18 protein-coding genes and 1 pseudogene are annotated in these 24,768 nt (G+C 72.4%); 13 read left to right on the plus strand and 6 right to left on the minus strand.

Going from position 1 to position 24,768, the window contains the following annotated elements; translation table 11 throughout:
• The first annotated feature begins 35 nt into the window (after positions 1–35).
• Positions 36–554 carry an RNA polymerase sigma factor gene (locus REH65_RS20505; RefSeq protein WP_406688706.1) on the plus strand — a complete coding sequence of 173 codons (519 nt, stop codon included), beginning with the start codon at positions 36–38 and terminating at the stop codon, positions 552–554.
• Between the two features lie 4 nt (positions 555–558).
• Here REH65_RS20505 and REH65_RS20510 read toward each other — a convergent pair whose 3' ends face one another.
• The gene (locus REH65_RS20510; protein WP_281455282.1) at positions 559–2,184 is read right to left on the minus strand and encodes a class I SAM-dependent methyltransferase; all 1,626 of its coding nucleotides are present in this window, start codon (positions 2,182–2,184) and stop codon (positions 559–561) included.
• A 100-nt stretch (positions 2,185–2,284) separates the two neighbouring features.
• Positions 2,285–3,118, minus strand: coding sequence for a M23 family metallopeptidase (locus REH65_RS20515; protein WP_406688707.1), 834 nt, complete (start codon positions 3,116–3,118; stop codon positions 2,285–2,287).
• Between the two features lie 500 nt (positions 3,119–3,618).
• Between REH65_RS20515 and REH65_RS20520 the strand changes: the two genes are divergently transcribed.
• From REH65_RS20520 to REH65_RS20565, 10 genes are all read left to right on the plus strand, one after another.
• Positions 3,619–5,337, plus strand: coding sequence for a hypothetical protein (locus tag REH65_RS20520; RefSeq protein ID WP_406688708.1), 1,719 nt, complete (start codon positions 3,619–3,621; stop codon positions 5,335–5,337).
• A gap of 254 nt (positions 5,338–5,591) precedes the next feature.
• Positions 5,592–6,758 carry an ADP-forming succinate--CoA ligase subunit beta gene (gene sucC, locus REH65_RS20525; RefSeq protein ID WP_406688709.1) on the plus strand — a complete coding sequence of 389 codons (1,167 nt, stop codon included), beginning with the start codon at positions 5,592–5,594 and terminating at the stop codon, positions 6,756–6,758.
• Between the two features lie 7 nt (positions 6,759–6,765).
• The gene (gene sucD, locus REH65_RS20530; protein WP_281455279.1) at positions 6,766–7,650 is read left to right on the plus strand and encodes a succinate--CoA ligase subunit alpha; all 885 of its coding nucleotides are present in this window, start codon (positions 6,766–6,768) and stop codon (positions 7,648–7,650) included.
• A 157-nt stretch (positions 7,651–7,807) separates the two neighbouring features.
• Positions 7,808–8,737, plus strand: a complete 930-nt coding sequence (locus tag REH65_RS20535) for a DUF5336 domain-containing protein (RefSeq protein ID WP_406688710.1) — start codon at positions 7,808–7,810, stop codon at positions 8,735–8,737.
• 267 nt (positions 8,738–9,004) lie between these two features.
• Positions 9,005–10,399: a DUF6350 family protein gene (locus tag REH65_RS20540; RefSeq protein ID WP_406688711.1), complete on the plus strand. Its 1,395-nt coding sequence runs from the start codon at positions 9,005–9,007 to the stop codon at positions 10,397–10,399.
• A gap of 147 nt (positions 10,400–10,546) precedes the next feature.
• Entirely contained in the window at positions 10,547–11,164 is a 618-nt protein-coding gene (gene purN / locus REH65_RS20545; protein ID WP_406693203.1) for a phosphoribosylglycinamide formyltransferase, read from the plus strand.
• Positions 11,161–12,726: a bifunctional phosphoribosylaminoimidazolecarboxamide formyltransferase/IMP cyclohydrolase gene (gene purH / locus REH65_RS20550; protein ID WP_406688712.1), complete on the plus strand. Its 1,566-nt coding sequence runs from the start codon at positions 11,161–11,163 to the stop codon at positions 12,724–12,726. Before purN ends, purH begins: the two co-directional genes overlap by 4 nt.
• A 370-nt stretch (positions 12,727–13,096) precedes the next feature.
• Positions 13,097–13,876 (plus strand): hypothetical protein, encoded by a 780-nt coding sequence (locus tag REH65_RS20555; protein ID WP_406688713.1) that lies wholly within the window; start codon positions 13,097–13,099, stop codon positions 13,874–13,876.
• The gene (locus REH65_RS20560) at positions 13,873–15,543 is read left to right on the plus strand and encodes a DNA polymerase Y family protein (protein WP_406688714.1); all 1,671 of its coding nucleotides are present in this window, start codon (positions 13,873–13,875) and stop codon (positions 15,541–15,543) included. Before REH65_RS20555 ends, REH65_RS20560 begins: the two co-directional genes overlap by 4 nt.
• 75 nt (positions 15,544–15,618) lie before the next feature.
• The gene (locus REH65_RS20565; protein ID WP_406688715.1) at positions 15,619–18,891 is read left to right on the plus strand and encodes an error-prone DNA polymerase; all 3,273 of its coding nucleotides are present in this window, start codon (positions 15,619–15,621) and stop codon (positions 18,889–18,891) included.
• Between the two features lie 251 nt (positions 18,892–19,142).
• On the opposite strand, the gene REH65_RS20570 is transcribed toward REH65_RS20565, so the two are convergent.
• Both REH65_RS20570 and REH65_RS20575 read right to left on the minus strand, forming a co-directional pair.
• Positions 19,143–19,460 carry a M20/M25/M40 family metallo-hydrolase gene (locus REH65_RS20570; RefSeq protein WP_406693204.1) on the minus strand — a complete coding sequence of 106 codons (318 nt, stop codon included), beginning with the start codon at positions 19,458–19,460 and terminating at the stop codon, positions 19,143–19,145.
• Positions 19,461–19,525: 65 nt separating this feature from the next.
• Positions 19,526–20,626: pseudogene (locus REH65_RS20575) on the minus strand (M20/M25/M40 family metallo-hydrolase); the annotation flags it as partial.
• On the opposite strand from REH65_RS20575, the gene REH65_RS20580 reads away from it, so the two are divergent.
• Positions 20,553–21,014, plus strand: a complete 462-nt coding sequence (locus tag REH65_RS20580) for a universal stress protein (protein WP_125092946.1) — start codon at positions 20,553–20,555, stop codon at positions 21,012–21,014. The pseudogene REH65_RS20575 and the gene REH65_RS20580 sit on opposite strands and share 74 nt — an antisense overlap.
• A gap of 38 nt (positions 21,015–21,052) precedes the next feature.
• On the opposite strand, the gene REH65_RS20585 is transcribed toward REH65_RS20580, so the two are convergent.
• Positions 21,053–21,403, minus strand: a complete 351-nt coding sequence (locus tag REH65_RS20585; protein ID WP_281455271.1) for a VOC family protein — start codon at positions 21,401–21,403, stop codon at positions 21,053–21,055.
• Between the two features lie 44 nt (positions 21,404–21,447).
• Here REH65_RS20585 and REH65_RS20590 point away from each other — a divergent pair, with 44 nt between their 5' ends.
• A complete protein-coding gene (locus REH65_RS20590) occupies positions 21,448–22,038 on the plus strand; it encodes a pentapeptide repeat-containing protein (RefSeq protein ID WP_406688716.1) in 591 nt (196 codons plus the stop codon).
• A gap of 52 nt (positions 22,039–22,090) precedes the next feature.
• Here REH65_RS20590 and REH65_RS20595 read toward each other — a convergent pair whose 3' ends face one another.
• Positions 22,091–24,652, minus strand: a complete 2,562-nt coding sequence (locus REH65_RS20595) for a glycohydrolase toxin TNT-related protein (RefSeq protein ID WP_406688717.1) — start codon at positions 24,650–24,652, stop codon at positions 22,091–22,093.
• Positions 24,653–24,768 lie beyond the last annotated feature (116 nt).

Raw genomic sequence — 24,768 nt, forward strand, 5'->3', positions numbered from 1 at the left:
CCCGACCGGTTCCACCCGAGGAGCGAGCCTCCGAGATGACGATCGCGCACGAACCGAACCCCGTCCCCGCCCTGCTCCCGCGCGCCCAGAGCGGCGAGTCGCAGGCGATGAACGAGCTGCTCACGCACATCACGCCGTACGTGGCCCGGGTGTGCGCGTCGGTCGCCCGGTACCACACCTCGGACGCGGTGCAGGAGGCGTTGCTGGCGATCTACCGCGGCCTGACGACGGTCCGCGAACCCGCGGCCTTCTACGGCTGGGTCCGCTCGGTGACGATCCGCGAAGCGGTCCGCACGGTCAAACGCCTCAACGACGGCACGACGTACTCCTCGGTCGAGGCCCGGCACGAGGCCAACCCGCTGGACCGCGTGCACATCCACGACGTCCTGGAACGGTTGTCGACCCCGCATCGCGAGGTGCTGACCCTGCGCGCGTGGGGGCTGAGCGAGGAGGAGATGGCCGAGACCCTGCACCTGCCGGTCGGCACGGTCCGGTCCCGCCTGCACCGGGCCCGCCGCTGCTTCCAGGAGGCCTGGCACCCCTCCGCCGCGTGAGCCGTCAGAAGCGGTAGTGGAGGATTCGGCCGAGGCGGTTCAGCGTCGGGATCTTCGACATGGCGCGGAAGACGAGCCGGGCCGGAAGCGGGTAACCGGCCAGCTCCGGAGCGTCCAGGAACGAGATCTCCGAGACCAGCCGCAGGCCCAGGGGTTCCAGCCCGCGCGGATCGTCGATGCCCCAGTGCAGGCGCGAGCCGGAGCGGGTCACCGCCGGGTTGGCGACGTTGTTGAGGTGGATGCTCACCGTGTTGAACGCGTCGAACAACAGCTGCCCGCTCGGGAAGCGGTCGACGATCCGGCGCACCAGCGATTCCCCGTCCTGCCTGGTCAGGTACATCGTCAGGCCCTCGGCGACGACGAGCACCGGCCGGTCCGCGGGGATCTCGTCCAGCAGACCGGGATCGGTGACGGAGCGTCCGAGCGCGCGGCGGTTCGGGGACGACGCGAACAGCTGCTCGCGCAGCTCGATCACCGCGGGCTGGTCGACGTCGTACCACTGGACGTCGGCGGGCGGGTTCACCCGCTCGAAGCGGCTGTCCAGCCCGCATCCCAGGTGCAGCACCGCCATCCCCGGCCGCAGCGCGGCGCGCACCTGCTCGTCTAGGGCCTTGGCGCGGATCGCCACCGAGATCGCGTTGTTCGCCCGCAGTCCCAGCCGGGTGAAGTCGTAGTCGAGGCGCCGCACCGCCGCGTCCGCCCAGCGATCGGCCAGCACCGGTTCCGGCGAGCGGTTGTCCAGGGCGCGCAGGTGCAGGGTCGCGAGCATGGTGGCCGCCGGGCCGGTCAGATCGACCGGGATGCGCTTCTCGCGCTCGAAGTCGAAGCGCAGCACCCGCATCGCGTCGCGCAGCGGCGGCACCGCGTTCATCGCACCGGCGATGCGCCGGTCGCGCGGCTCGACCTTCGCGACCCCGGGCAGCGCGGTGACCGGCACCGACCCGCGCAGGTGCAGCCCCGGCACCTTGATCTCCAGGTCGTGCGGATCGCCAACTCCCCAGTGGAAGCGGGCGCCGGTGCTGCGCAGGAACCCGGAGTGCTTGGCGGCGCGCACGGTCCACGGCGCCACCACGTCGAAGAGCATCGCGCCGCTGCCGAACCGCTCGACGAGCCGCCGCAGCAGCGCGATCCCGTCCTGCTCGGACAAGTACGGCGTGAGGCCCTCGGCGATGACCAGCGTCGGCCGGCCCGGGGGGACCTCGTCCAGCCAGCCGGTCTCGGTCACGGACGCGGCGAGGGTGCGGTGGTTGTCGCGCAGCTGCGGGTAGAGCCGGTCGCGGAGCTCGACGACGTCCGGCATGTCCACGTCGAACCACCGCGCCTCGTCGGGGATTTCGAGTCGGAACGGCCGGGAGTCCAGGCCGCACGCCAGGTGCAGCACGACCGCGTCCGGGTGCGCGGCGAGGAAGTCGCGGGCCCGGTCGTCGATCTCCTTGGCGCGCAGGACCACGGCCATCCGGTCGGCGGAGTCCATCCGCAACCGGCGGAAGTCGAAGTCGATGCGCGCGGCCAGTTCGTGGGCCGCGTGGTCCCCCAGCACCGGATCGGCGCGGAGGCTGTCGAGCGCGCGTGCGTGCAGGGGACCGAGGAGCGTCTGCTGCGCCCCGGTCAAGCGGATCTGTTCGGCCACGGTGCAACGCTACTGCCCGCCTGGGCGGCGGGAGCGTCAACATCGCGTGAAGAAGCGGTTCGGCGACCGCGCGTTGGTCGCCGAACCGCTCGAAGCCCGATCAGGTGGGGGAGATGCCTCGCTCGCGCATCCACGGCAGCGGGTTGATCTTCTTGCCGCCCGCGTTCCACACCTCGAAGTGCAGGTGGGTGCCGGTGGAGAAGCCGCGGTTGCCCATCGTCGCGATCTGGTCGCCCGCCTTGACCTTGTCGCCCTCGTCCACGGTGATCGTGTTGACGTGGCCGTAGACGGTGATCGTGCCGTCCTCGTGCTGAACCCGGACCCACAGGCCGAAACCGCTGGCCGGACCGGCTTCGATGACGACGCCGTCGGCGACCGACATGATCGGCGTGCCCTTGGAGTTGGCGATGTCGATGCCGTAGTGCGTGGTGCCCCAGCGGCCGCCGAAGCCGGAGGTGAAGTTGCCCAGCGCGGGCACGTGGAACTTCGGCTGCTTGGCGGCTTCCTCGGCCGCGCGGCGAGCCGCGTCGCGGGCCTCGGTGATGCGCTCGCTCTTGGTCAGCTTCTCCATCTCGGAGCTGACGTCGGAGGTCTTGGCGACCGGGAGCATCGCCGGCGCGGGAGCGCTGCCGCCCATCCCGTTGTACGCGGGGGAGGACGAATTGCCCTCGGACATCGCGGTGTTGAACGACCCCGCGGCGTCGGAGGCGTTGAAATCATCGCTGTCGGGGGAGGCGTTTCCCTCGCCCGCTGCCAGCGACTGGCCTGCCGCTGCGAACGCACCCGCCGCTACTGCGGCGACGACGACGCGACCGCGCCAAGCCGATGCTGTCGATGCACCCCGGCTCCGATCCCGGGTGGAGGGGTCGTCGGGGGACGCCTCCGGGTGACCGGGAAAGGGTCGTGCGCCGCCGGGGGAGCGGTGGTGAGCCAATGCCTGCCCTTCCGTCTCGGGGAGCCTGATCGCGCGGGCCCGGAACGGGGAATTTCCGGGTGCCGGTCGGGGAACCGGCCGAAGGTTGTCCTTCGTGATCAGACCGTGACAACGGACCGGGGGACAGTAGCGAAGCCGATCCCCTAGGGGCAACTCCCGATCTGTGACGCGTCGGCGACCGCTCGTGTTCGAAAGGTCCGCTGCGAAGCGGATTGTCAGCCCCGTCCGGATACTGCGCGTGGTCGTCGCTCAGCGGAGCCACCTGCGGGTTCGTGATCAGGACGGGGTGTGCCGATCGGCCCAGCGGGGCTCGATCTCGGAACCGATTCGGACACTCGCGGGAACCGCGTTGTGCGGCACGTCACACCCCAAGAGCGTCTTGTCGGCGATCCGAAGATGCTCCGTTCGGGTGCTCCCCGGGCGTGTCGGGGCGCACCGACCCCGAGGGAGGGCTCCGGGTGGTGTCCCGAAACGGTCACCCGGTTGCTAGCGTCTGGCCGGTGACTGCGCGGCCCGACCTCCCGTCCGGTTCGTCTGCCTCGGCCCCGGCCCAGGCCACGGACCCGCAGCCAACGCGCGGCACGCCGGCTCGCCTGCGCGCCGCGATCGGGCTCTCCCTGATCGGCGCCGCGCTCACCGGCCTCGGACCGCTGCTCGGGCTGACCAGCCCGGCCGTCCCCGCCGCCTACCCCGCCTGGCCGTTGCTGCTGGTGCTCGCGCTGCTCGCCCCGGTGGCGGCCGCGGTGTTCGCCCGGCGCGGGCGCCCGGTCGTGGCCGCCGCGCTGCTGGTCGGCCCGGCCGCCTTCGCGCCGGGCAGGCTCGGGCAGGACGTCCAGTTCGCCGCCGACGCGGGCATGGCCGCGCGCCCGGAGCTGCTGCGCGCCACCTCGTTGCTGAACTTCGAACCCGGCGTCGGCTGGTGGCTGCTGGCCGCCGGGCACGTGCTCGCGCTGGTCGCGGGCGTGCTCGCCACCTGGGGCACCCGCGAGTCGGGCGACGGTTCGCACCGCCAGGGCCTGCTCGCGATGGCGCTGTGCGCGGGAGTGCTGGGCGCGGTCGCGGTGCTCATGGCCCCGTTCTCCTCCGACGACCCCTACCTGCCCGCCGAGACCGCCCTGGACGGGCCGCTGCCGGTGCTCATCGGCAGCGCTCTGCTGGCCGTCGCGGTGCCCTGCGCCGCCGGTCTGCTCGCCGGGTCCACCGACGCGGAGTTCGCCCGCGGCGGCCTGCTCGGCGTGGCGTTCTCGCTGATCGCGGTGGCCGTGCCGCCGCTGGTGTCGGTGCTGGTGCTCGACGAGCTCAGCTTCGCCTGGGGCCCGCTGCTGGGGCTGCTGGCCGCCGCGGCGCTGCTGGTGCTGGCGGTGCGGGCCGGGCGCGGCGAACCGGCCGAGGACGTCGACGACCTGCGCCTTCCCGCGCTGACCAGGCTGCTCACCCTCGCCGGGGTGTTCGCGCTGCTGGCCGGTGCCGTCGCGGTGCTCGCGGCGCTGACGCCGCACGTCGCCATGCCGTACGGGCTGCGCGACCCCTCGGAGTACCCGGCCCGGATGCTGCTCCCGGCCGGGATCCTGCTGGTCGTGGTGGGTGCCGGGATGCTGCTGCCGAAGCTCGCGCTGCCGCTGCGGCCGGTGCTGACCGTGCTGTGGGCGGTCGTGCCGCTGGCCGCGGCCGGATCGCTGGACGCGGTGTTCACCGCCGTGCAGGCGGCCGGGGCCGGAGCGGGCCTGGGAGCCTGGGCGGCCGGGCTGTCGGTGCTGCTGGCGGCCGTGTCCGCGGTGCTCGCTGCGCTGGCCGGGGCGGTCGAGCGCGACGACGTCGACCTCACCGAGATGGCGATGCGCCGACTCGTGCTGATCCCGTCGCTGGTCGCGCTGGTGCTCGGCGCCGGGGCGTTCAGCCTGCCGGTGCTCACCGCGCCCGACTACAGCGCGCCCGGCGTGTTCACCGACTTCGGCACCACCTCGTGGGGCCTGGTGCTGGCGCTGGCCGCCGTCGTCGGCGCGACCGCGCTGGCACCGATGTGCCGTCCGGGCCCGGCCGCGGCGCTGCTGTTCGGCGCGGCGCTGCTGGTCGCGGTGCGCGCGCTGGAGTTCCCGCTGACCGCCGGTCGCCTGACCGGCGCCACCCCGGGGCTGGGCCTGTGGTGCGCGATCGGGTGCGCGGTGGTGCTGCTCGGCACCGCTCTGGCGGCCCGCACGACCGCCGAACCGAGCAACTGAGTTCACTCGCCCGGACGTCTTGTGACCGCTCGCGCGGTGCCCGAGACTGGCTGCACGCCGTCACGGCGTCTGTTCCGTTCGTCACGCGAACGCAGATATCGCTCCTGCCGAAACAGGCGAATCCCCGTGTTGGACGGGTCGACCCAGGCAGACGCCCTACCTCAGGTGAGGCAGTTCACCAGGTGCGCCGCCCCATGCGTCATCGCAGGTCGATATCGTCACCGAGTCCGACACCGACGTCGCAGGAGAGTCGAGTGGACCTGTACGAGTACCAGGCGAAGGAGCTCTTCGCCTCCCACGGCGTGCCGACGCTGCCCGGCGCCGTGGCGACAGACCCGCAAGGGGCCAAGGCAGTCGCCGAAGAACTCGGCGGGCCCGTAGTCATCAAGGCCCAGGTCATGACCGGTGGCCGGGGCAAGGCCGGCGGCGTGAAGCTGGCCGAGAACCCGGACGAGGCCAAGGCCAAGGCCGAGGCCATCATCGGTCTCGACATCAAGGGCCACATCACCAACAAGGTGCTGGTCACGACCGCCTCCGACATCGCGGAGGAGTACTACTTCTCCTTCTTGCTCGACCGCGCGAATCGCAACTTCCTCGCGATGGCCTCGGTCGAGGGCGGTATGGAGATCGAAGAGGTCGCGGCCACCAACCCGGAGGCCCTGGCCAAGATCGCGATCGACCCGATCGAGGGCGTCGACCAGGACAAGGCGAAGGAGATCGTTTCCGCCGCCAAGTTCCCGGCCGAGGTCGCCGACCAGGTCGCCGACGTGATCGTGAAGCTGTGGGAGACCTTCGTCGCCGAAGACGCCACCCTGGTGGAGGTCAACCCGCTGGTGAAGGACCCCGAGGGCAAGATCATCGCCCTCGACGGCAAGGTCACCCTCGACGAGAACGCCGCGTTCCGCCAGGCCAAGCAGGCCGAGCTGGTGGACAAGGACGCGGAGAACCCGCTCGAGGCCAAGGCCAAGGAGAAGGGCCTCAACTACGTCAAGCTGGACGGCGAGGTCGGCATCATCGGTAACGGTGCCGGTCTGGTCATGTCCACCCTGGACGTCGTGGCCTACGCCGGTGAGAACCACGGCAACGTGAAGCCGGCGAACTTCCTCGACATCGGCGGCGGCGCCTCCGCCGAGGTCATGGCCGCGGGCCTGGACGTCATCCTGGGCGACCAGGACGTCAAGTCCGTGTTCGTCAACGTCTTCGGTGGCATCACCGCCTGCGACGCCGTGGCCAACGGCATCGTGCAGGCGCTGAAGATCCTCGGCGACGAGGCCACCAAGCCGCTGATCGTGCGTCTCGACGGCAACAACGTCGTCGAGGGGCGTCAGATCCTGGCCGAGGCCAACCACCCGCTGGTCACGGTCGTGGACACGATGGACGGTGCGGCCGACAAGGCCGCCGAGCTGGCTGCGGGGGCGTGAGGCGATCATGGCTATCTTCCTCAACGAGAACAGCAAGGTGATCGTTCAGGGCATCACCGGCTCTGAGGGCACCAAGCACACCGCCCGCATGCTGCGCTCCGGCACCAACATCGTCGGCGGTGTCAACGCCCGCAAGGCCGGGCAGACCGTCGAGATCGAGGGCAAGGAGCTCACGGTCTACGGCAGCGTTCAGGAGGCGATGAAGGAGACCGGCGCCGACGTGTCGGTCGTCTTCGTGCCGCCGAAGTTCGCCAAGGACGCCGTGATCGAGGCGATCGACGCCGAGATCGGCCTGGCCGTCGTCATCACCGAGGGCATCCCGGTGCACGACTCGGCCTACTTCTGGGCGCACGCCAACGCCACGGGCAACAAGACTCGGATCATCGGGCCGAACTGCCCCGGCATCATCTCGCCCGGCAAGTCCAACGCCGGCATCATCCCGGCCGACATCACCGGCCCGGGCAAGATCGGTCTGGTGTCCAAGTCGGGCACGCTGACCTACCAGATGATGTACGAGCTGCGGGACATCGGTTTCTCCAGCGCCGTCGGCATCGGTGGTGACCCGATCATCGGCACCACCCACATCGACGCGCTGCAGGCCTTCGAAGAAGACCCGGAGACCGAGGCCATCGTGATGATCGGTGAGATCGGTGGCGACGCCGAGGAGCGCGCGGCCGACTACATCAAGGCCAACATCACCAAGCCGGTGGTCGGCTACGTCGCGGGCTTCACCGCGCCGGAGGGCAAGACCATGGGTCACGCGGGCGCCATCGTCTCCGGTTCGTCGGGCACCGCCTCGGCGAAGAAGGAGGCCCTGGAGGCCGCGGGCGTCAAGGTCGGCAAGACGCCGAGCGAGACCGCCAAGCTGATGCGCGAGATCGTCAAGGGCTGACACCCTCCGACCTCGCTCGTTTCGGGGCCGGGTTCCCCTCGGGAACCCGGCCCCGAACGGTCTTCCGGCCCAAGCAGGCGGGCCGCCCTGGCCGTCGCCGGGGTTCGGTACCGTCGATCAGCACGCCCGATCGAGTGCTTTCGAGGAGTCCGATCCCATGTCCGCCCCGTATCCGCAACAGCCGAGCACCGGCGGCGACCGCCGTTCGTTCGAGCTGAGAGAAATCCTCGCGATGGGGGCCGCCGGTGCCGGCGTTGTCGGCTACCTGCTCGGGTTCTTCGACGACGGCGTCGGCGCGCTGATGGGCAGCATGGCCGGTGTCGGCCTGATCTCCACCGCCGCGCTGGCGGGCATGCGGTTCCTGCCGAAGACGCCGGACGCGCTGTTCGTCGCCGTCCCGCTGTCGGCCTACGCGGCGCTGGCGCTGCTGCAGGACGTCGTCCGCAACACCGCGTCGGGCCTGGTCCCGGTGCTGATGGTGCTGGCGCTCGCGCAGCTGGCCGCCGTGCTGGGCGTGCTGCTCGTCGAGGGTGGTGTGATCAAGCCCGGCAGCAGGTCCGGCGACGGTTCCTCGCGCCCGGGGACCGGTCCGCAGCCGTACGGTCAGCCCCCGTTCCCGCAGGGTCGGCCGCAGCGCGGACCGGGCGGACCCGGAGGACCGCGACCCGGCCCCGGTGGCCCGGGCTGGAGCCCGCAGGGTCAACCCGGAGCTCAGTTCGGCGGGCCACCTCCGTGGAACCCGAACACCGGCGGCCAACCCGCTCAGCAGCAGTCGTCAGCGGCGGACTCCCAGCAACCGGGCGGCTGGAACCCGTCCTCCGGCGGCGTCCCCACCCCCGGCCCGGACTCGAGCGGCCCTCACCAGAACCGCCCCGGCCAGCAGAACGCCCAGCCCGGCCCGAACGCCCAGTCCGGCGCCCAGCCCCCGCAGCAGCCCCAAAGCGGCCCGAACACCCAGCCGCCCTCGAACACCCAGCCACCCCCGAGCACCCAGCACGCTCAGCAACCGAAATCCGACCAGGACGGTGGCGGCCCGCAGGGCACCCGGCAAATGCCCCACCCGGGCACCAACCCACCCGCCTTCTGACCCACCCGCCGTCTGAGCGGTCTGAGCGGCTCGCCTTCTGGGCCGCCCGCCTTCTAACTGAGCCGCGATCTCGCGGAGCGTTGAGCGGACGTTGCCAACGGTCGTTGGCAGTGGACAGTTTTAGCCATAATCACCCATGATCAAGATCCCTTTTGTCCGGGTAGTTATGGCTAAAACTGTCCTGCTCCCAGCCCGCATCCCCCGATGGGCGGATGGGCTGGCGTGTTCGAGGCCGTTCGGAGCAGCGGTGGTGCGACATTCGGTCGCGTGTCTGCGCTGGATCCGATCCCCCATGCCGTGGCCGCCGGCCCTTCCGACCGGAAACCGGGTCTGCGCCGGTGGCTGTTCATCGCCGTGGTCGGCGCGGTGCCGCTGATCGGCTTCCTCGCCGTCGCGGCGCTGCTCGCCCTGGTCGTCGGCATCGCCAGCGGCACGAGCTTCGACCCGCTGCTGGTCCTGATGGCCGCGCTGCCCGGCTGGCTGATGCTCTACCAGTCGCCGCTGGTGATCTCCGGCGCGCCGCTGAGCGTGCTGCCGATGCTGCCCACGATCGGCGTCGTGCTGCTGGTCGCGGCGGCCTCGGCGTTCGTCGCCCGCCGCTGCCGGCTGCGCCGCCCGGACCAGGCGTGGCCGGTGATCGCGACGATGGCGCTGGTGCACGCGTGCGTCGGCGCGCTGTTCGCGATGCTGCTCGGCGGCCCGTTCAGCGCGGTCCCGGTCGAGGCGTTCCTGAGCTGCGGCCTGACCGCCGCGATCGCCGCGACCGCCGGGGTGGCCAACCGCTGCGGCCTGTTCTACCTGCTGTGGGAGCGCACCGACGCCTACGTGTGGACCGGGCTGCGGATCGGCCTGCTGACGATCGCCACCGTGGTCGCGGCAGGCGCGTTCGTGCTGCTGGCCGGGGTCGTGCTCGCCGCGCCGGAGATGGCCGCGTCGATGGAGCGGATGGGCGGCGCGGGCGACGCCGTCGGGGCCACCGTCCTCTCGCTGCTGTACCTGCCCAACGCGATCCTGGCGGGCTGGTCGTTCGCCGCGGGCAGCGGTTTCGCGATCGGGTCCCAGACCGTCCAGCCGCTGAACCACGCGCCGGGTCCGCTGCCGGACCTGCCGCTGCTGGCGGTGCTGCCGCACGACGGACCGGCGGTGTGGTGGTCGGCGGTGCTGCTGCTCCCGCTGCTGGTCGGGATGTTCCTGGGCCTGGTCGCGCGACGCGTTCCCGGCCCGCTGTTGCGCCGTCTCGTCGTCGTGCTGGTGGCGGCCGGGGTGGCGACGCTGGCGGTGCTGATCCTGGCGGTGGTCGCCGGCGGCCGGCTCGGCAACGGCCCGGTCGGCGACGTCTCGTTCCACCCGGTGGGCCTCGCGCTGGCGACGCTGTGCTGGCTGGCGATCCCCGCGCTGGCGATGACCTGGCTGGGCGGAGCGGAGGAGCCCGACGACCCGGCGCTGGCCGCCTTCGCCACCGACGCGTTCGACGACGAGGACATCGATCCAGAGCCGGATCCGGAGTCGCCGGAGGAGGACTTCGACTACACCGACCTGGACGACCTGGTCTCCGAAATCCCGGTCGCCCGTGCGGAAAGCGACGCCGAACCCGAGGTCGAGGCGGACGAGTTCGACGCCGAGCCGGACGAGGAGGAGTCCGCGCCGCGCGACCGGGGGTGAGCGCTGCGCCACTCGCCCGGCCCCTGCCGGAGCCGACCCCGCAACCAGGTCTTACGCTGCGGGGGAGATCGTGCCGAGGCATGTCAGGAGCGAACGCTGAACCCGAGTACGCCCGACCAGCCGAGCACCGCCGCGCACCCGAACCGGATCACGACCGCCACCCCGGCGCGGGTGGTCGTGCTCGTCTCCGGTTCCGGCACCCTGCTGCAGGCCCTGCTCGACGCCACCAGCGAACCCGACTACCCGGTCCAGGTGGTCGCGGTGGGCGCCGACCGCGACGGCATCGAGGGACTGGCCCGCGCCGAGCGCGCAGGCATCCCCACGTTCGTCCGCAAGGTCGGTGACCACGCCTCCCGCGAGGAGTGGGACCGCGCGCTGACCGAGGCCTGCGCCGAGCACGAGCCGGACCTGGTGGTCTCCGCCGGGTTCATGAAGCTCGTCGGCGCCGACTTCCTGGCCCGCTTCGACGGCCGATACCTCAACAGCCACCCGGCGCTGCTTCCCTCGTTCCCCGGCATGCACGGGGTGCGGGATGCGCTGGAGTATGGAGTCCGCGTCACCGGCTGCACCCTGTTCGTGGTGGACGCCGGCGTGGACACGGGGCCGATCCTGGCCCAGGAAGCCGTCGAGGTGCTGCCCGAGGACGACGAGGCGAGCCTCCACGAGCGGATCAAGGCCGTCGAGCGGCGGTTGCTGGTCGGCACTCTGCAGAAGCTGGCGTTGCACGGGTGGACCGTGCAGGGACGGAAGGTGAATATCCCGTGACCGCGAACTCCCAGGAGCGGCGCCCGGTTCGCCGCGCGCTGATCGGCGTGTCGGACAAGTCGGGCCTGCTGGAGCTGGCCACCGGGCTGCACGCGGCCGGGGTGGAGATCGTCTCCACCGGCGGCACGGCGCGCGCGATCGCCGACGCCGGCGTGCCGGTCACGCCCGTCGAGGAGCTCACCGGCTTCCCGGAGGCGCTGGACGGCCGGGTCAAGACGCTGCACCCGCGGGTGCACGCGGGCCTGCTCGCCGACCTGCGTCGCGACACCCACGCCCGGCAGCTGGAGGAGCTGGAGATCGCTCCGTTCGACCTGCTGGTGGTCAACCTGTACCCGTTCGTGCAGACGGTGGCCTCGGGCGCCGCGCAGGACGAGGTGATCGAGCAGATCGACATCGGCGGCCCGGCGATGGTGCGCGCGTCGGCGAAGAACCACGCCAACGTGGCCGTCGTGGTCGACCCGAGCCGCTACGAGTGGGTTCTCGAGGAGGTTCGCGCGGGCGGTTTCTCGATGACCGACCGGACCGAGCTGGCGGCCGAGGCGTTCCGGCACACCGCGTCCTACGACGTGGCCGTGGCGTCCTGGATGAGCAAGGTCCCGACCGGTGACGACGCCGCGTTCCCGGGCTGGATCGGCGAGACCTGGCAGCGCCGCTCTGCGCTGCGCTACGGCGAGAACCCGCATCAGCCGGCCGCGCTGTACGTCTCGGGCGGGGAGGCCACCGGCCTGGCCGCGGCCGCGCAGCTGCACGGCAAGGAGATGTCCTACAACAACTACGTCGACGCCGACGCCGCGTGGCGTTCCGCGCACGACCACGACGAGCCGTGCGTGGCGATCATCAAGCACGCCAACCCGTGCGGCATCGCGGTCGCCGACGACATCGCCGCCGCGCACCGCAAGGCGCACGAGTGCGACCCGGTGAGCGCGTTCGGCGGCGTGATCGCCACCAACCGCGAGGTGACTGTGGCGATGGCCGAGCAGGTCGCGGAGATCTTCACCGAGGTCGTGGTGGCCCCCGGCTACGCCGAGGGCGCGGTGGACGTGCTGAACAAGAAGAAGAACATCCGCATCCTGACCGCCCAGCCGCCGCAGAGCGGCCGGGTCGAGATGCGCGCGATCTCCGGCGGCATGCTGGTGCAGGGCTCGGACGCCATCGACGCCGACGGCGACGACCCGGCGAACTGGACGTTGGCGACCGGTTCCCCGGTGGACGCGGCGACGCTGGCGGACCTGAAGTTCGCCTGGCGCGCCTGCCGCGCGGTGAAGTCGAACGCGATCCTGCTGGCCGACGCGGGCGCGACGGTCGGCGTGGGCATGGGCCAGGTGAACCGGGTCGACTCGGCCCGCTTGGCGGTCTCCCGCGCGGGTGACCGCGCCAAGGGTTCGGTCGCGGCCTCGGACGCGTTCTTCCCGTTCCCGGACGGCCTGCAGGTCCTGCTCGACGCCGGTGTCCGCGCCGTCGTCCAGCCGGGCGGTTCGGTCCGCGACGGCGAGGTCATCGCGGCGGCGGAGGCGGCCGGAGTCCCGGTCTACCTCACGGGCACCCGCCACTTCGCCCACTGACGACGCTCATCCACGACGAGCCCCGAGGCCCTCGGCCTCGGGGCTCGTTCTTTTGCGCTCTGGGGCGGGCGGAGCGTGAAACGAACTCGTGGGAGGGCGGGAGCGGAGCCCCGGATCACTCTTTCGAACGAATGTTCCCTTGGTTCTTGACTTGGCTCTCCGAGCAGGGTTAACTGGACTTGTTCGAACGAAAGTTCGAGATTGGGGACGGCCGGTGTCGGGGTCGGCCGCTCCGATGGGGTTCGGCGCTGTGGTCCGGGTGCAGGCGCAGCGCTGACTCCACCGCTGCCTTCCCCGCAGCGGCTGTGTTCGTGGGTGCCCGCGCCGGGGTCGGGCACCCACCGCGGTCACGTATGTGGGGAGGGCGGCGATGTCCGCGATGGTGTCTTCGACGCCGCTGAGCGCGCCCACGGCTGACGGGGTGTCCGTGGGTGTGCCGCGCGTCGAGGCGGGCGGTGTCCCGGGTGCGGGCCGGGTGCTGCCGACGCGGGCGGAACTCGCCGCCGTGCTGCCGTGGCCAGGTTTGCGCCGCGGCAGCACGGTGGCGGTGCACGGATCGGTGTCACTGCTGTTCGCGCTGCTGGCGGAGGCCACGGCGAACGGTTCCTGGGCGACCGTGGTGGGCCTGCCCGGCATCAACCTGGTCGCCGCCGCCGAGGCGGGGGTGTCGCTGGAGCGGCTGGCGGTCGTGCCGCAGCCGGGATCCGATCCGGCGGGCGTGATCGCGGCGCTGCTCGACGGCGTCGACCTGGTCGTGGTCGGCGGGACCGGGCGGGTGCTCGACGCCGATGCCCGCAGGCTCTCCGCGCGAGCGCGCCACCGCGGTTCGGTGCTGCTGCCCTTCGGGCGCTGGCCGGGCGCGGAGGTGCAGCTGCGCTGTTCTGGGGCCCGCTGGCGCGGGCTCGGGCACGGCCACGGTCACCTGCGCGAACGCGAGATCGCGGTGCACGCCGAAGGGCGTGGCGCGGCGTCGCGCCCGCGTTCCTGCCGAGTGCTGCTCCCCTCCCGCGACGGCGCGATCGCCCCTGTCGAAAGCCCCCCTGTCGAAAGCTCTGCCGTCGAAACCTCCGCCGTTGCAACCGTTTCCGACGTCGCGACTGCCGGAGAACGCCCGGCCGCTCGGGCTCACCTGCGCGCGGTGGCGGGGTGAGCGACGTGCCCGCCCGCAGGATCGTCGTGTGGTGCCCGGACTGGCCGGTGGTGGCCGCCGCGCGCGCCGCCGAGCTCGCGCCTCTCGTGCCCGCAGCGGTTTTCGCCGCGAACCGGGTCGTCGCCTGCTCGGCGACCGCCCGGGAGGGCGGTGTGCGCCGGGGGATGCGCCGCCGCGAGGCGCAGGGGCGCTGCCCGGAACTCGTCGTGTGCGAGCACGATCCGGCGCGCGACGTGCGGCTCTTCGAGCCCGTCGTGGTCGCCGTCGAGGAACTCGTGCCCGGGGTCGAGGTCGTCCGCCCGGGCCTGGTCGCAGTACCCGCCCGGGGGCCTGCGCGCTACTTCGGCGGAGAGGAGGCCGTCGCGGAGAAGCTCGTCGACCACATCGACGCGCAGGCCGGCGTGGAGTGCCGGATCGGCGTCGCCGACGGGCTGTTCGCCGCGATCCTCGCCGCGCGGCACGCCCGGCACGTCGAACCCGGTGGCAGCCGGGGCTTCCTCGCCCCGCTGCCGATCGAGGAGGTCGAGCAGCTCGCCGACCGGCTCGGCCCGAAGCAGGTCGCGCAGCAGCCCGAGCTCGTGGACCTGCTGCGCCGCTTGGGGATTCGCACCCTCGGCGAGTTCGCCGCGCTGGGCCCGGCGGACGTGGCGACCCGGTTCGGGCAGGCCGCTCTGCTGGCCCACCGGTCGGCGGGAGGGCAGGAGGAGCGCCCGGTCAAGCGGCGTCGACCACCGCCCGAGCTGATCGTCACCGAGGAGCTCGACCCGCCGGTGGACCGGGTGGACCGCGCGGCGTTCGTCGCCAAGGCGCTCGCCGACGACCTGCACGCCAAGCTGGGCGATCTCGGCCTGGCCTGCACCCGGTTGGGCATCTCGGCGCGCACCGAGAACGGCGAGGAGCTGCACCGGGTGTGGCGCTGCGCGGAACCGCTGACCCCGGCCGCCACCGCCGACCGGGTCCGCTGGCAGCTCGACGGCTGGCTCAACGGCCGCACCGGTCGTCCCACCGCGGGCCTCGGCGAGCTGAGCCTGAGCCCCGAGGAGGTCGTGGGCGCGGGCGGTCTGCAGCTCGACCTGCTCAGCTCCGCGACCGGCGAGGCCACCGCCCGCGCGGGCCGGGCCTTCGCGCGAGTGCAGGGCATGCTCGGCCCGGAAGCGGTGCTGACCGGCGTGCTCGGTGGCGGCAGGGACCCTCGCGACCAGGTGCGATTCGTGCCCTGGGGCGACGAGCGCCGCGCGACGCTGCCCGCCGAACCGCCGTGGCCGGGCCGGATCCCGGCGCCGTCGCCGACGGTGGTGCCGGGCGAGCCGTGGCCGGCGCGGGTGCTCGACGCCTCGGGCGAGCCGGTGTGGATCACCGACCGGACCGGTCTGTCCGCCGCTCCGGACCGGGTCGAGGTGGCCGGCGGGAAGTCCCGCGCCGTGGTCGGCTGGGCCGGTCCGTGGCCGGTGACCGAGCGCTGGTGGGTCGAGCTGCTGGCCACCGGGTCCGGCCGAACCGCGCCGGAATCGCAGGTGCCGCCGCGGGCCCAGGTCCGCCTCCAGGTCGTGCTCGCGCCGGAATCCCCGGCGGGGTCCGGCGATGCGGGGTCCGGCGATGCGGACGAGATCGCGCTGCTGCTGGTGCACGAGCGCGGTGACTGGTGGGTCCAGGGCGCCTACCGATAGCAGGGGAACACTCGTTCGAGTGGATGTCGTCCCAGCTGGTAGCGCCAACGGTTCGAACAGGAGTTCACTAGGTCCATGAGTTGGTTCAACCCGCCCCAGAGCTGGTCCGAGCTGGAGAAGGCCCTCTCCGGCACGATGACGCCGCGCCGCGACGAGGGGCCCGCGGCACGCCCCCGGGCCGAACATCGACGACGAGGACGAGGCCTGTCGCCGCCGGGCGAGAAGGTCCCCTACGCCGAGCTGCACGCGCACTCCAACTTCAGCTTCCTCGACGGCGCCGCGCACCCCGAGGAGCTGATCGAGGAGGCCGCGCACCTCGGACTGGCGGCCATCGCGCTCACCGACCACGACGGGCTCTACGGCGTCGTGCGGTTCGCCGAAGCCGCCAAGGAGCACGACGTGCGCACCGCGTTCGGCGCCGAGCTGAGCCTGGGGCTCACCCAGCCGCAGAACGGCGTCCCCGACCCCGAAGGCGGGCACCTGCTGGTGCTGGCCCGCGACCTCGACGGCTACGCCTCCCTGTGCCGGGCGATCAGCACCGCGCAGCTGCGCGGCGAGGAGAAGGGACGCCCGGAGTACCGGCTGGAGGAGCTGGCCGCCGACGCGGCCGGGCACTGGCAGGTCCTCACCGGCTGCCGCAAGGGCGCGGTCCAGACGGCCCTGGCCGCGGGCGGGGCGGACGCCGCCGCGGTCGAACTCGACCGGCTGGTCGGGCTCTTCGGCCGCGAGCACGTCACCGTCGAGCTCACCGACCACGGCCTGCCCACCGACTCGGTGCGCAACGACGCCCTCGCCGAGCTCGCCGACCGGGCCGGGCTGTCCACGGTGGCCACCACCGGCGCGCACCTGGCGCGCCCGGACCGGGCGCGGCTGGCGAGCGTCGTCGCGGCCGTCCGCGCGCGACGCAGCCTGGACGACATGGACGGCTGGCTGCCCGCCTGGGCCGGCAACCACCTGCGCTCCGGAGCCGAGATGACCGAGCGCTTCGCCCGCTACCCGGGCGCGGTGCAGCGGGCCGCCGAGCTCGGCAAGTCCTGCGCGTTCGACCTGAGCCTGGTCGCCCCCCAGCTGCCCCCGTTCGACGTGCCGCGCGGCCACACCGAGACCAGCCACCTGCGGGAACTGGTCTACCTCGGCGCGCTCGACCGCTACGGGCCGCCGCAGGCCGCGCCGGAGGCCTACCGGCAGATCGAGCACGAGCTCGCCGTCATCGAGGAGCTCGAGTTCCCCGGCTACTTCCTGGTCGTGCACGAGATCATCGACTTCTGCCGCCGCGAGGACATCCTGTGCCAGGGCAGGGGATCGGCGGCGAACTCGGCCGTGTGCTTCGCGCTGCGCATCACCAACGCCGACCCGGTGCGCTACCGGCTGCTGTTCGAGCGGTTCCTCGCACCCGAGCGGGACGGGCCGCCGGACATCGACATCGACATCGAATCCGGCCGCCGCGAGGAGGTCATCCAGCACGTCTACGCCAAGTACGGCCGCACCCACGCCGCCCAGGTCGCCAACGTCATCGGCTACCGCCCCAAGTCCGCGGTGCGCGACGTGGCCCGCGCGCTCGGCTACTCGCCCGGCCAGCAGGACGCCTGGAGCAAGGAGATCGAGCACTGGGGCCCGCTGCCCGAGGACTCCGAGATCCCCGGCGCGGTGCGCGATCTCGCCGACGAGCTGATGGGATTCCCTCGCCACCTGGGGATCCACTCCGGTGGCATGGTGATCTGCCACCAGCCGGTCAGCGAGGTGTGCCCGGTGGAATGGGCGCGGATGCCCGGCCGGACGGTGCTGCAGTGGGACAAGGACGACTGCGCCACCGTCGGCCTGGTCAAGTTCGACCTGCTCGGCCTGGGCATGCTCTCGGCGCTGCACCACGCCATCGACATGACCCGCGAGCACCACGGCATCGACGTCGACCTCGGCGAACTGGACCTGTCCGATCCCGAGGTCTACGCGATGCTGCGCCGAGCCGACGCCATCGGGGTGTTCCAGGTGGAGAGCCGCGCGCAGCTGGCCACGCTGCCCCGGCTCAAACCCCGCGAGTTCTACGACCTGGTGGTCGAGGTCGCGCTGATCAGGCCCGGCCCCATCCAGGGCGGATCGGTGCACCCCTACATCCGCCGCCGCAACGACGAGGAGGAGTGGGACTACGAACATCCGCTGATGGCCGGTGCGCTGGCCAAGACGCTGGGCGTCCCGCTGTTCCAGGAGCAGCTGATGCAGCTGGCGGTCGACGTCGCCGGATTCAGCCCGGCCGAGGCCGACCAGCTCCGCCGGGCGATGGGCGCCAAGCGCTCCGCCGAACGCATGGAACGCCTGCGCGACAGGCTCTTCGAAGGCATGGCCGCCAACGGCATCGGCGAAGAGCTGGCCGAGCACATCTACCAGCGGATGCTGGCCTTCGCCAACTACGGGTTCCCCGAGAGCCACGCGCTGAGCTTCGCGCTGCTGGTGTTCGCCAGCGCCTGGTTCAAGCGCTACTACCCGGCCGCTTTCTGCGCGGCTCTGCTCAAGGCCCAACCGATGGGGTTCTACTCGCCGCAATCGCTGGTCGCCGACGCGCGCAGGCACGGCGTCGTGGTGCGCGGACCCGACATCAACGCCAGCCGAGTGCACGCCGATCTGGAACCCGACGCCACCAGCGCCGGACGGCAAGCCGTGCGCATCGGCCTGTCCGCGGTGCGCAAGCTCGGCGAGGACCTCGCCGAGGAGCTGGTCGCCGAACGCGCCGAGAACGGGCCCTTCGCCGACATGGCCGACGTGGCGCGGCGCGTGCGCCTGACCGCGCCCCAGATGGAAGCCCTGGCCACCGGAGGCGCGTTCGACGGGCTCGGCCTGACCCGCCGCGAAGCGCTGTGGAACGCCGCCGCGGCCGCCCGCGAACGACCAGACCGGTTGCCCGGCACCACCGTCTCCTCCGACGCCCCCGCCCTGCCCGGGATGGACGGCGTCGAGAAGGCCGCCGCCGACGTGTGGGCCACCGGCGTCTCACCCGACAGCTTCCCGCTGCAGTTCGTCCGGGCGCGCCTCGACGAGCTCGGGGCGCTGCCCGCTTCCCGTCTGTCCGAAGTGGAGCACGGGACCCGGGTTCTGGTGGGCGGGGCCGTGACTCACCGGCAGCGGCCGGCCACCGCTGGCGGGATCACGTTCCTCAACCTCGAGGATGAGACCGGGACCGTCAACGTCGTGTGCTCGCCCGGGCTGTGGGCTCGGTACCGGAAGGTCGGACGAACCAGTGCTGCTCTGCTGGTTCGGGGGGTTGTTGAGCGGGCTGGGGAGGTGGTGAACCTGCGGGCCGATCGACTCCAAAAACTGGATATTCGGGTGCCTTCGGAGTCTCGGGATTTTCATTAGGTCTGTGGCTGTTTTTGGACGTCATCGGTGCGGTCGTTCGGGGTTCTGTCTACTGACACGACTCCGTGGTCTTGTTGCTTGGCGGTGCCAGAAGCGGAACCTGAGCGACTCTCTGGCTCCGGGATCCGAGGCTTGTGTATGCCAATTACACGACACGTCGGCTGTCCTCCCCGGAGAGCCGCTCAGAACCCGCGGCGGTGCCAGTTGCTCAGGTGGGGCAGGGAGAAACCGCCTGCGGCGGTTGCCTGACGTCAGGCGATTCCGCAGCGGTTGATTGCTAGGAGGACGAAGGTTCTGGCGCACTGCTCCAGGTCTGCGATGGTGACGTGTTCGTCGTCGGCGTGGGCGTAGCGGACGTCGCCCGGGCCGTAGGTGAGCGTGGGCATTCCGGTGGCCGCGTACTGGCGGAGGTCCGAGCCGTAGGGGGCGCCCAGGACCTCCGGGTCGGGGCCGCCCGCTGCGACGATCGCTTGCCGGGTCTCCTCCAGCAGCGGGTGGCCCTCTGGGAAGCGGCCGCTGGCGAGATGCCGCCCGGCCAGGTCACCCGGACCGGGTGCTCGGCCAGCCACGGGTCGGCTGCGCAGGCCTCGGCCACGGCGGCGGCGAACTCGGCCTTGGCCTGCTCGACGGACTCGCCGAGCCGCACGCCGTAGCGGCCCTCGGCGACCGCGAGGTCCGGGACCGTGCTCGCCCAGTCACCGACGTGGGCCTTGCCGACCGACAGCGGGTACGGGATCTCCAGGTGCTCCACCAGCGGGTCCGGGTCGACGTTGCGCCGGGACTCCAGCTCGCGCAGCACCGGCAGCAGCTCGGCCAGCTTGTCGAGCGCGTTGACGCCCCGGTAGCGGGTCGAGCCGTGCGTGCTCTGACCCGGGACCTCCAGCCGGAACGTCAGCGAACCGCCGTTGGCCGCCACGATGGTGTTCTGCGTCGGTTCGGCGATCACGCACGCCTCACCGCGGTGACCGCGCCGCAGCGTCGCGAACGCGCCCAGCCCGCCGTCCTCCTCGGCGACGACCGAGTGCACCGCGACCGGCCGGGCCAGCTCCACACCCGCCGCGCGCAGTGCCTGCAGGGCGCCGAGGAACGCCACCACGCCGCCCTTCATGTCGCAGGTGCCGCGACCGGCGGCGATGCCGTCGTCGATGCGCAGGGTGTACGGGTCGCGGTCCGGCCAGCGGTCCAGATCGCCCGGCGGAACAACGTCGGTGTGCCCGCAGAACACCAGCGCCGGATCACCCTCGCCGCTGACCCCGACGCAGCCGTACGCCTCGTCCCGCTCGGCCTCCTGGCCGGGGAACTCGGGGTGCCGGGCGAGCTCGTCGACGTCGATGCGCCAGTGATCGACCCGGTGGCCCAGCCCGGCGAGCTTGTCGGCGCACCACTGCTGCGCGTCGTGCTCGGCCGTGGTGCCGCCCACGCTGGGGATCGCCACCAGCTCGCGGAGATCACCGACGATGGCGTCGACGTCCACGGCGTCCAGGGCGCGCTGCTCGGCTTCGGTGCGGGGTTCCACTGCGGTCACGTCGCAGAACCTAACGCGCGGCCCCCGGCACCGGACACCCCCGGTCGGCGCAGCACCCCCGCACGGCGCAGCACCCCCGCACGGCGGAACGAGCAGCGACGGAACAACGGTTCCGGGCACTGAGTACCATTCCGGCGTGGCCGAAGGCGACAGCACCGAGCGTGAATTCGAGATCGGCAAGGACGGCCTGGGCGGCATCGTCGTGGGCATGGACGGCAGCCCGGCCAGCTTCCACGCCGCCGCGTGGGCGGCGGGTCTCGCCCGCCGCGAACGCGCGCGTCTCGTGCTGGTCTACGTCGAGGCGGTGGGCGGCGTCGCCTACTGGTCCCCGATGGGTGTCGCGGTGGCCAGCGAAGCCGCCGAATCCCTCGTGGAGGAGCTCAAGCAGGAAGTCGTGTCGCACCTGAAGTGGGTGGACATCGACTGGGACTTCGTGCATCACCGAGGCGACCCCGCGGTCGGCCTGGAGCAGGTCGCCGAGCAGTACCGAGCCGACCTCATCGTCGTCGGCCGCTCCCGCCGCCGAGGCGGCCTCCTCGGCACGGTCCCGGCGACCCTGGTCGTCGAAGCGGTCCGCCCGGTGGTCGTCGTCCCGTAGCCGGCGGTGGGACCCGGGACTAACGGTGGGACCCGCGACTAACGGTGGGACAGCGTGTTGACCACGGTTCCGCTCGGGTCGCGGTGGAAGAACCGCCGCACGCCCCACGGCTCGTCGGTCAGCGGGTGCACGATCTCCGCACCGGACTCCACCGCGGCCGCGTAGGCGGCGTCGACGTCGTCCACCTCGATCGAGATGTCCGGGTGCTCGGGCGCCGTGGCGTCCTCGGTGATCAGGCTGAACTGGCGCATCCGGTCCTCGGGCGAGCTGAGGGTGACGATCCAGTCCATGTCCATCACCACCTCGAAGCCGAACACCCGCACGTAGTGGTCCCGCGTCGCCGCGAGATCGGTGGTCTTGAGATTGGGCACTACCCGGTGGATTCGCATGGCGCTTTCCCAGGACGTCGGGCGCTCGTGCCAGGGTGTGTCCCATGACGAGCGCGGTCGGCGAGGACTTCCAGGACGCGATGTTGCCGGATCAGGAGTGGTCCGGCCGGGTTTTCGAGCAGTGCGATTTCACCGACGCCGACCTGACCGGCCTGAGCACCCGCAACTGCGTGTTCACCGACTGCGATTTCACCGGCGCCGACCTCAACGGTTCGCAGCACGTCGCGAGCGCGTTCCGGTCCTGCAAGTTCGAACGCACGGTGTTCGGGAAGAGCTCCTTCGAGGGCTGCAGCCTGCTCGGCTCCAGCTTCGTCGACTGCCGGTTGCGCTCGCTGAAGGTCGGCGAGACCGACTTGACCCTGGTCGCGATGGGCCGCTGCGACCTGCGTGACGTGGACCTGCACGGCGCCCGGTTCCGCGAGGCCAACCTCACCGAGTGCGACCTGCGCGGCTGCGACCTCCGCGAGGTCGACTTCTCCGGCGCCCGGATGCTCGGCGCCCGGCTCGACAACGCCGACCTGCGGGACGCCCGCCTCGACGCCGACGCCCTCGTCCAGGCCCACTTCCGGGGCGCCCGGGTCGACACGACGCTGGCCCTGTCCTACGCGGCGGCCCACGGCCTCCAGCTCGACTGAAGCGCGAAAGAGGGCCCCTCCCAGGCGGGAAGGGCCCTCTCTCAGCTCTCGCTCACTCCATCGGCGGGCGCTCCGGCGACGGCACCTCGGCGAGCGTGCCGTCCGAGAGCAGGTCGCTGACCGCTGCCGGGAGCACGAACGCCGTGCCACCACCGGGCTGCTCGAACCACGCGACCGCGGTGCCCCGCAGCGCCTGGATCGGGCGCTGCACCCGGTAGGCCGCGTAGGTGCGGTTCGCCCACTGCGGCGGCAGCGAGCGGTGCGTGTACGGCGTGCGCACCGCGTACATCACGTTGCCGTTCGGCTCGCCGAAGCGGTCCAGCTCGGTGCCCGGCTGCAGCATGACGATCCGGCGGTCCCGGTACAGCGTCAGCGGCGGTTCGCCGTTGAGCGGCTGGATCTGCTGCCCCTGCGGCGGCTGACCGTTGGGCGACCCCTGCGGCTGGCCCTGCGGAGGCTGGCTCTGCGGCTGCCCCTGCTGCGGACGCGGCGGTCCGGGCGGCGGGCCCTGCCGCTGCGGTCCGGCCATGCCGGGACCACCCGGTCCGGGACGGCGGTCGGCGCCACCGGCCGGGCCCTGAGCGGGTCCGCCGTTGCCGGGACCGGCCGGGGGAACCGGCGCGTTGCTGTCCCGGCGGGGCTGGCGCTTGGGCAGCGGGTTCGAGCCCGGCGCACCGCCCTGCGGCTGCACCGGGTTGCCCACCGGCGGCGACTGCGGTGCCTGCGGCGGCAGCGGCCGGTCCATCGACGGCGCGGGTTGGAACCGGGTCGCCTCGTCGGCGGGTGGCGCCGACGGGCTCTGCGGAACCGGGTCCTGCGGGGCGGATTCCTGCGCCACCGGTTCCTGGGCGGCCGGGGCCGCGTCCTGGTTCGCGGTGAACAGCGGGTTCCCGCCGGTGCTGGGCCCGGACTGCTCCGGCTCGCGCGCGGCGCGCTGGGGCAGTTCGGACGCCTGCGGCGTGCGCTGCGGCAGACCCGAGGACGATTCCGGGTTCCGCTGCGGCAGGTCGGATTCCGGTGCGCCCCGCTGGGGGAGCTCGGCGGACTCCGGCGTGCGCTGCGGCAGATCGGTCGGCTCCTGCGCGGAGCGCTGCGGGAGCTCGGGCTCCGGAGCACCGCGGCGCGGCAGGTCGTCGACGGACTCGGAGCTGCCGGGCAGCAGCTCGTCGACCGACTCGGCGTTGCGCTGCGGCAGGTCCGCCTCGGGGGCCACCGGGGCGGCCGGGACCGACGCGGGCGGCTGGTCCATCAGCAGCTGGCCCAGCAGGTACGCGGCGGCGTGGTCGACGCGGGCGAAGCGGACGTCCTCGGTGCCGGTGACGACCCAGTCGTCGCCGTCCTGCACGAGGCAGAGGGCGTCCGTGCTGCGGCTGCCCAGCCGGTAGGAGTCGCTGTCGATCTGGAAGTCGGTGAGCCGGTCGTGCAGCTTGGCCAGCACTTCCTGCGAGTCCGGGGCGTCGTCGTCCTCGTCGAGGACGTGCCGGGAACCGGAGGCGGCCGGCACGGCCTCCTCCTGGACCGGGGCGGCGGGCTCGTCGAGCTCCTCCGGCTCGTCCGAGGAGGACTCGGTTTCGGGACCGGAGACCCCGGCAGCAGCGGCCCCGACGGCGGCGGCGCCGACGGTGGCGGCCCCGGCACCCGCGACGGCGGCACCGGTCGACACCGAGGAGTCGGCCCCGGCCTCGTCGACCGGCTCGTCACCGGACGGGTCCGGGAGGGGCTGGTCCACGAGCTCGCTCACGGCCGCTTCGCGGGTCTCGTCGTCGACCTCGCCGACGGTGAAACCGCGGCTGCGGGCGTGCTCGACCAGCGCGGACTCCGGCGGCATGCCGTACTGCGCCAGGTAGTAGGCCACCGCGCCCGGCCACAGCCAGGTCCCGTCGGTGTGCCAGGTGCCCGGGACGGACTGGGGGCGCTCGGGATCGAGGTGGTCCTCCTCGTTCTCCCGGGAGGCCAGCACGACCGGGGCGTTCTCCAGGTACTGCCGCAGCGCGCCGACCTCGTCGGCGGGAACCGGGCGGCGCTCGGAGACGACCGGGCGGCCCTCGTCGTCGACGTCGTCGAAGACGTTGGTGATGCGGAAGCGGCCGGAGCCGATCTCCGCGGACCCGGCGGCCTCGGCCTCGAGGCCCGCGACCGTGTCGGGCACCACGGGGGCGTCCTCGGCCTGCGGCGCGGAGGTGCCGTCGACCCGCTCCTGCATCCAGTCCGGGATGTTGTCCTCGGACCGCGGGTAGCGGCGAAGCTCGTCGACGTAGGCCGCGCGGGGCAGCGGGCGCTGCCACTGCGGCTCGGTGTCGAAGTTGATATCGATTCGGTAACTGGACGGGCGCTCGACGACGTAGAGCGCGCTCAACCAGGTGCCCACGTCGGGGCGGTACATGCCCTCGCGCAGGCGCTCGAAGATCTCCCGCAGTTCCGCCGGCGGCTCGACCGGGCGTGAACTGCCGTCCTGCGCGGTGAGCTCACCCAGCAGGTCGGTGTATTCGCCGGTGGCTCGGTACTCCACCGTGATCTCCTGCCAGTCCTCAGGAGCGCCTTGTAAAAGCAGAACACCGATCTTGCGGGCGATCTGCTCCTGCTCTTCCGGACTGATCGCTGTCGGACGCGACATGGGTGACATCCTCCCCCTCTCGACGAGGCAACCCGACTCCACCCCGCCGAAACGCTACTCGACGCGGGCCCGGCGTTGTGCGCTGTGTGTGACATCCGCGCCGCCGGTGATCGTCT

It is taken from the genome of Saccharopolyspora sp. ID03-671, from assembly GCF_045278815.1.
Classification (GTDB): Bacteria; Actinomycetota; Actinomycetes; order Mycobacteriales; family Pseudonocardiaceae; genus Saccharopolyspora; species Saccharopolyspora ipomoeae.

Excerpts from the sequence above, each read along its gene's own strand:
- REH65_RS20505 (WP_406688706.1), top strand. The coding sequence starts at position 36 with ATGACGATCGCGCACGAACCGAACCCCGTCCCCGCCCTGCTCCCGCGC.
- REH65_RS20535 (WP_406688710.1), top strand. The coding sequence starts at position 7,808 with ATGTCCGCCCCGTATCCGCAACAGCCGAGCACCGGCGGCGACCGCCGT.
- REH65_RS20585 (WP_281455271.1), bottom strand. The coding sequence starts at position 21,403 with ATGCGAATCCACCGGGTAGTGCCCAATCTCAAGACCACCGATCTCGCG.
- REH65_RS20595 (WP_406688717.1), bottom strand. The coding sequence starts at position 24,652 with ATGTCGCGTCCGACAGCGATCAGTCCGGAAGAGCAGGAGCAGATCGCC.
- REH65_RS20555 (WP_406688713.1), top strand. The coding sequence starts at position 13,097 with ATGTCCGCGATGGTGTCTTCGACGCCGCTGAGCGCGCCCACGGCTGAC.
- REH65_RS20565 (WP_406688715.1), top strand. The coding sequence starts at position 15,619 with ATGAGTTGGTTCAACCCGCCCCAGAGCTGGTCCGAGCTGGAGAAGGCC.
- REH65_RS20590 (WP_406688716.1), top strand. The coding sequence starts at position 21,448 with ATGACGAGCGCGGTCGGCGAGGACTTCCAGGACGCGATGTTGCCGGAT.
- sucD (WP_281455279.1), top strand. The coding sequence starts at position 6,766 with ATGGCTATCTTCCTCAACGAGAACAGCAAGGTGATCGTTCAGGGCATC.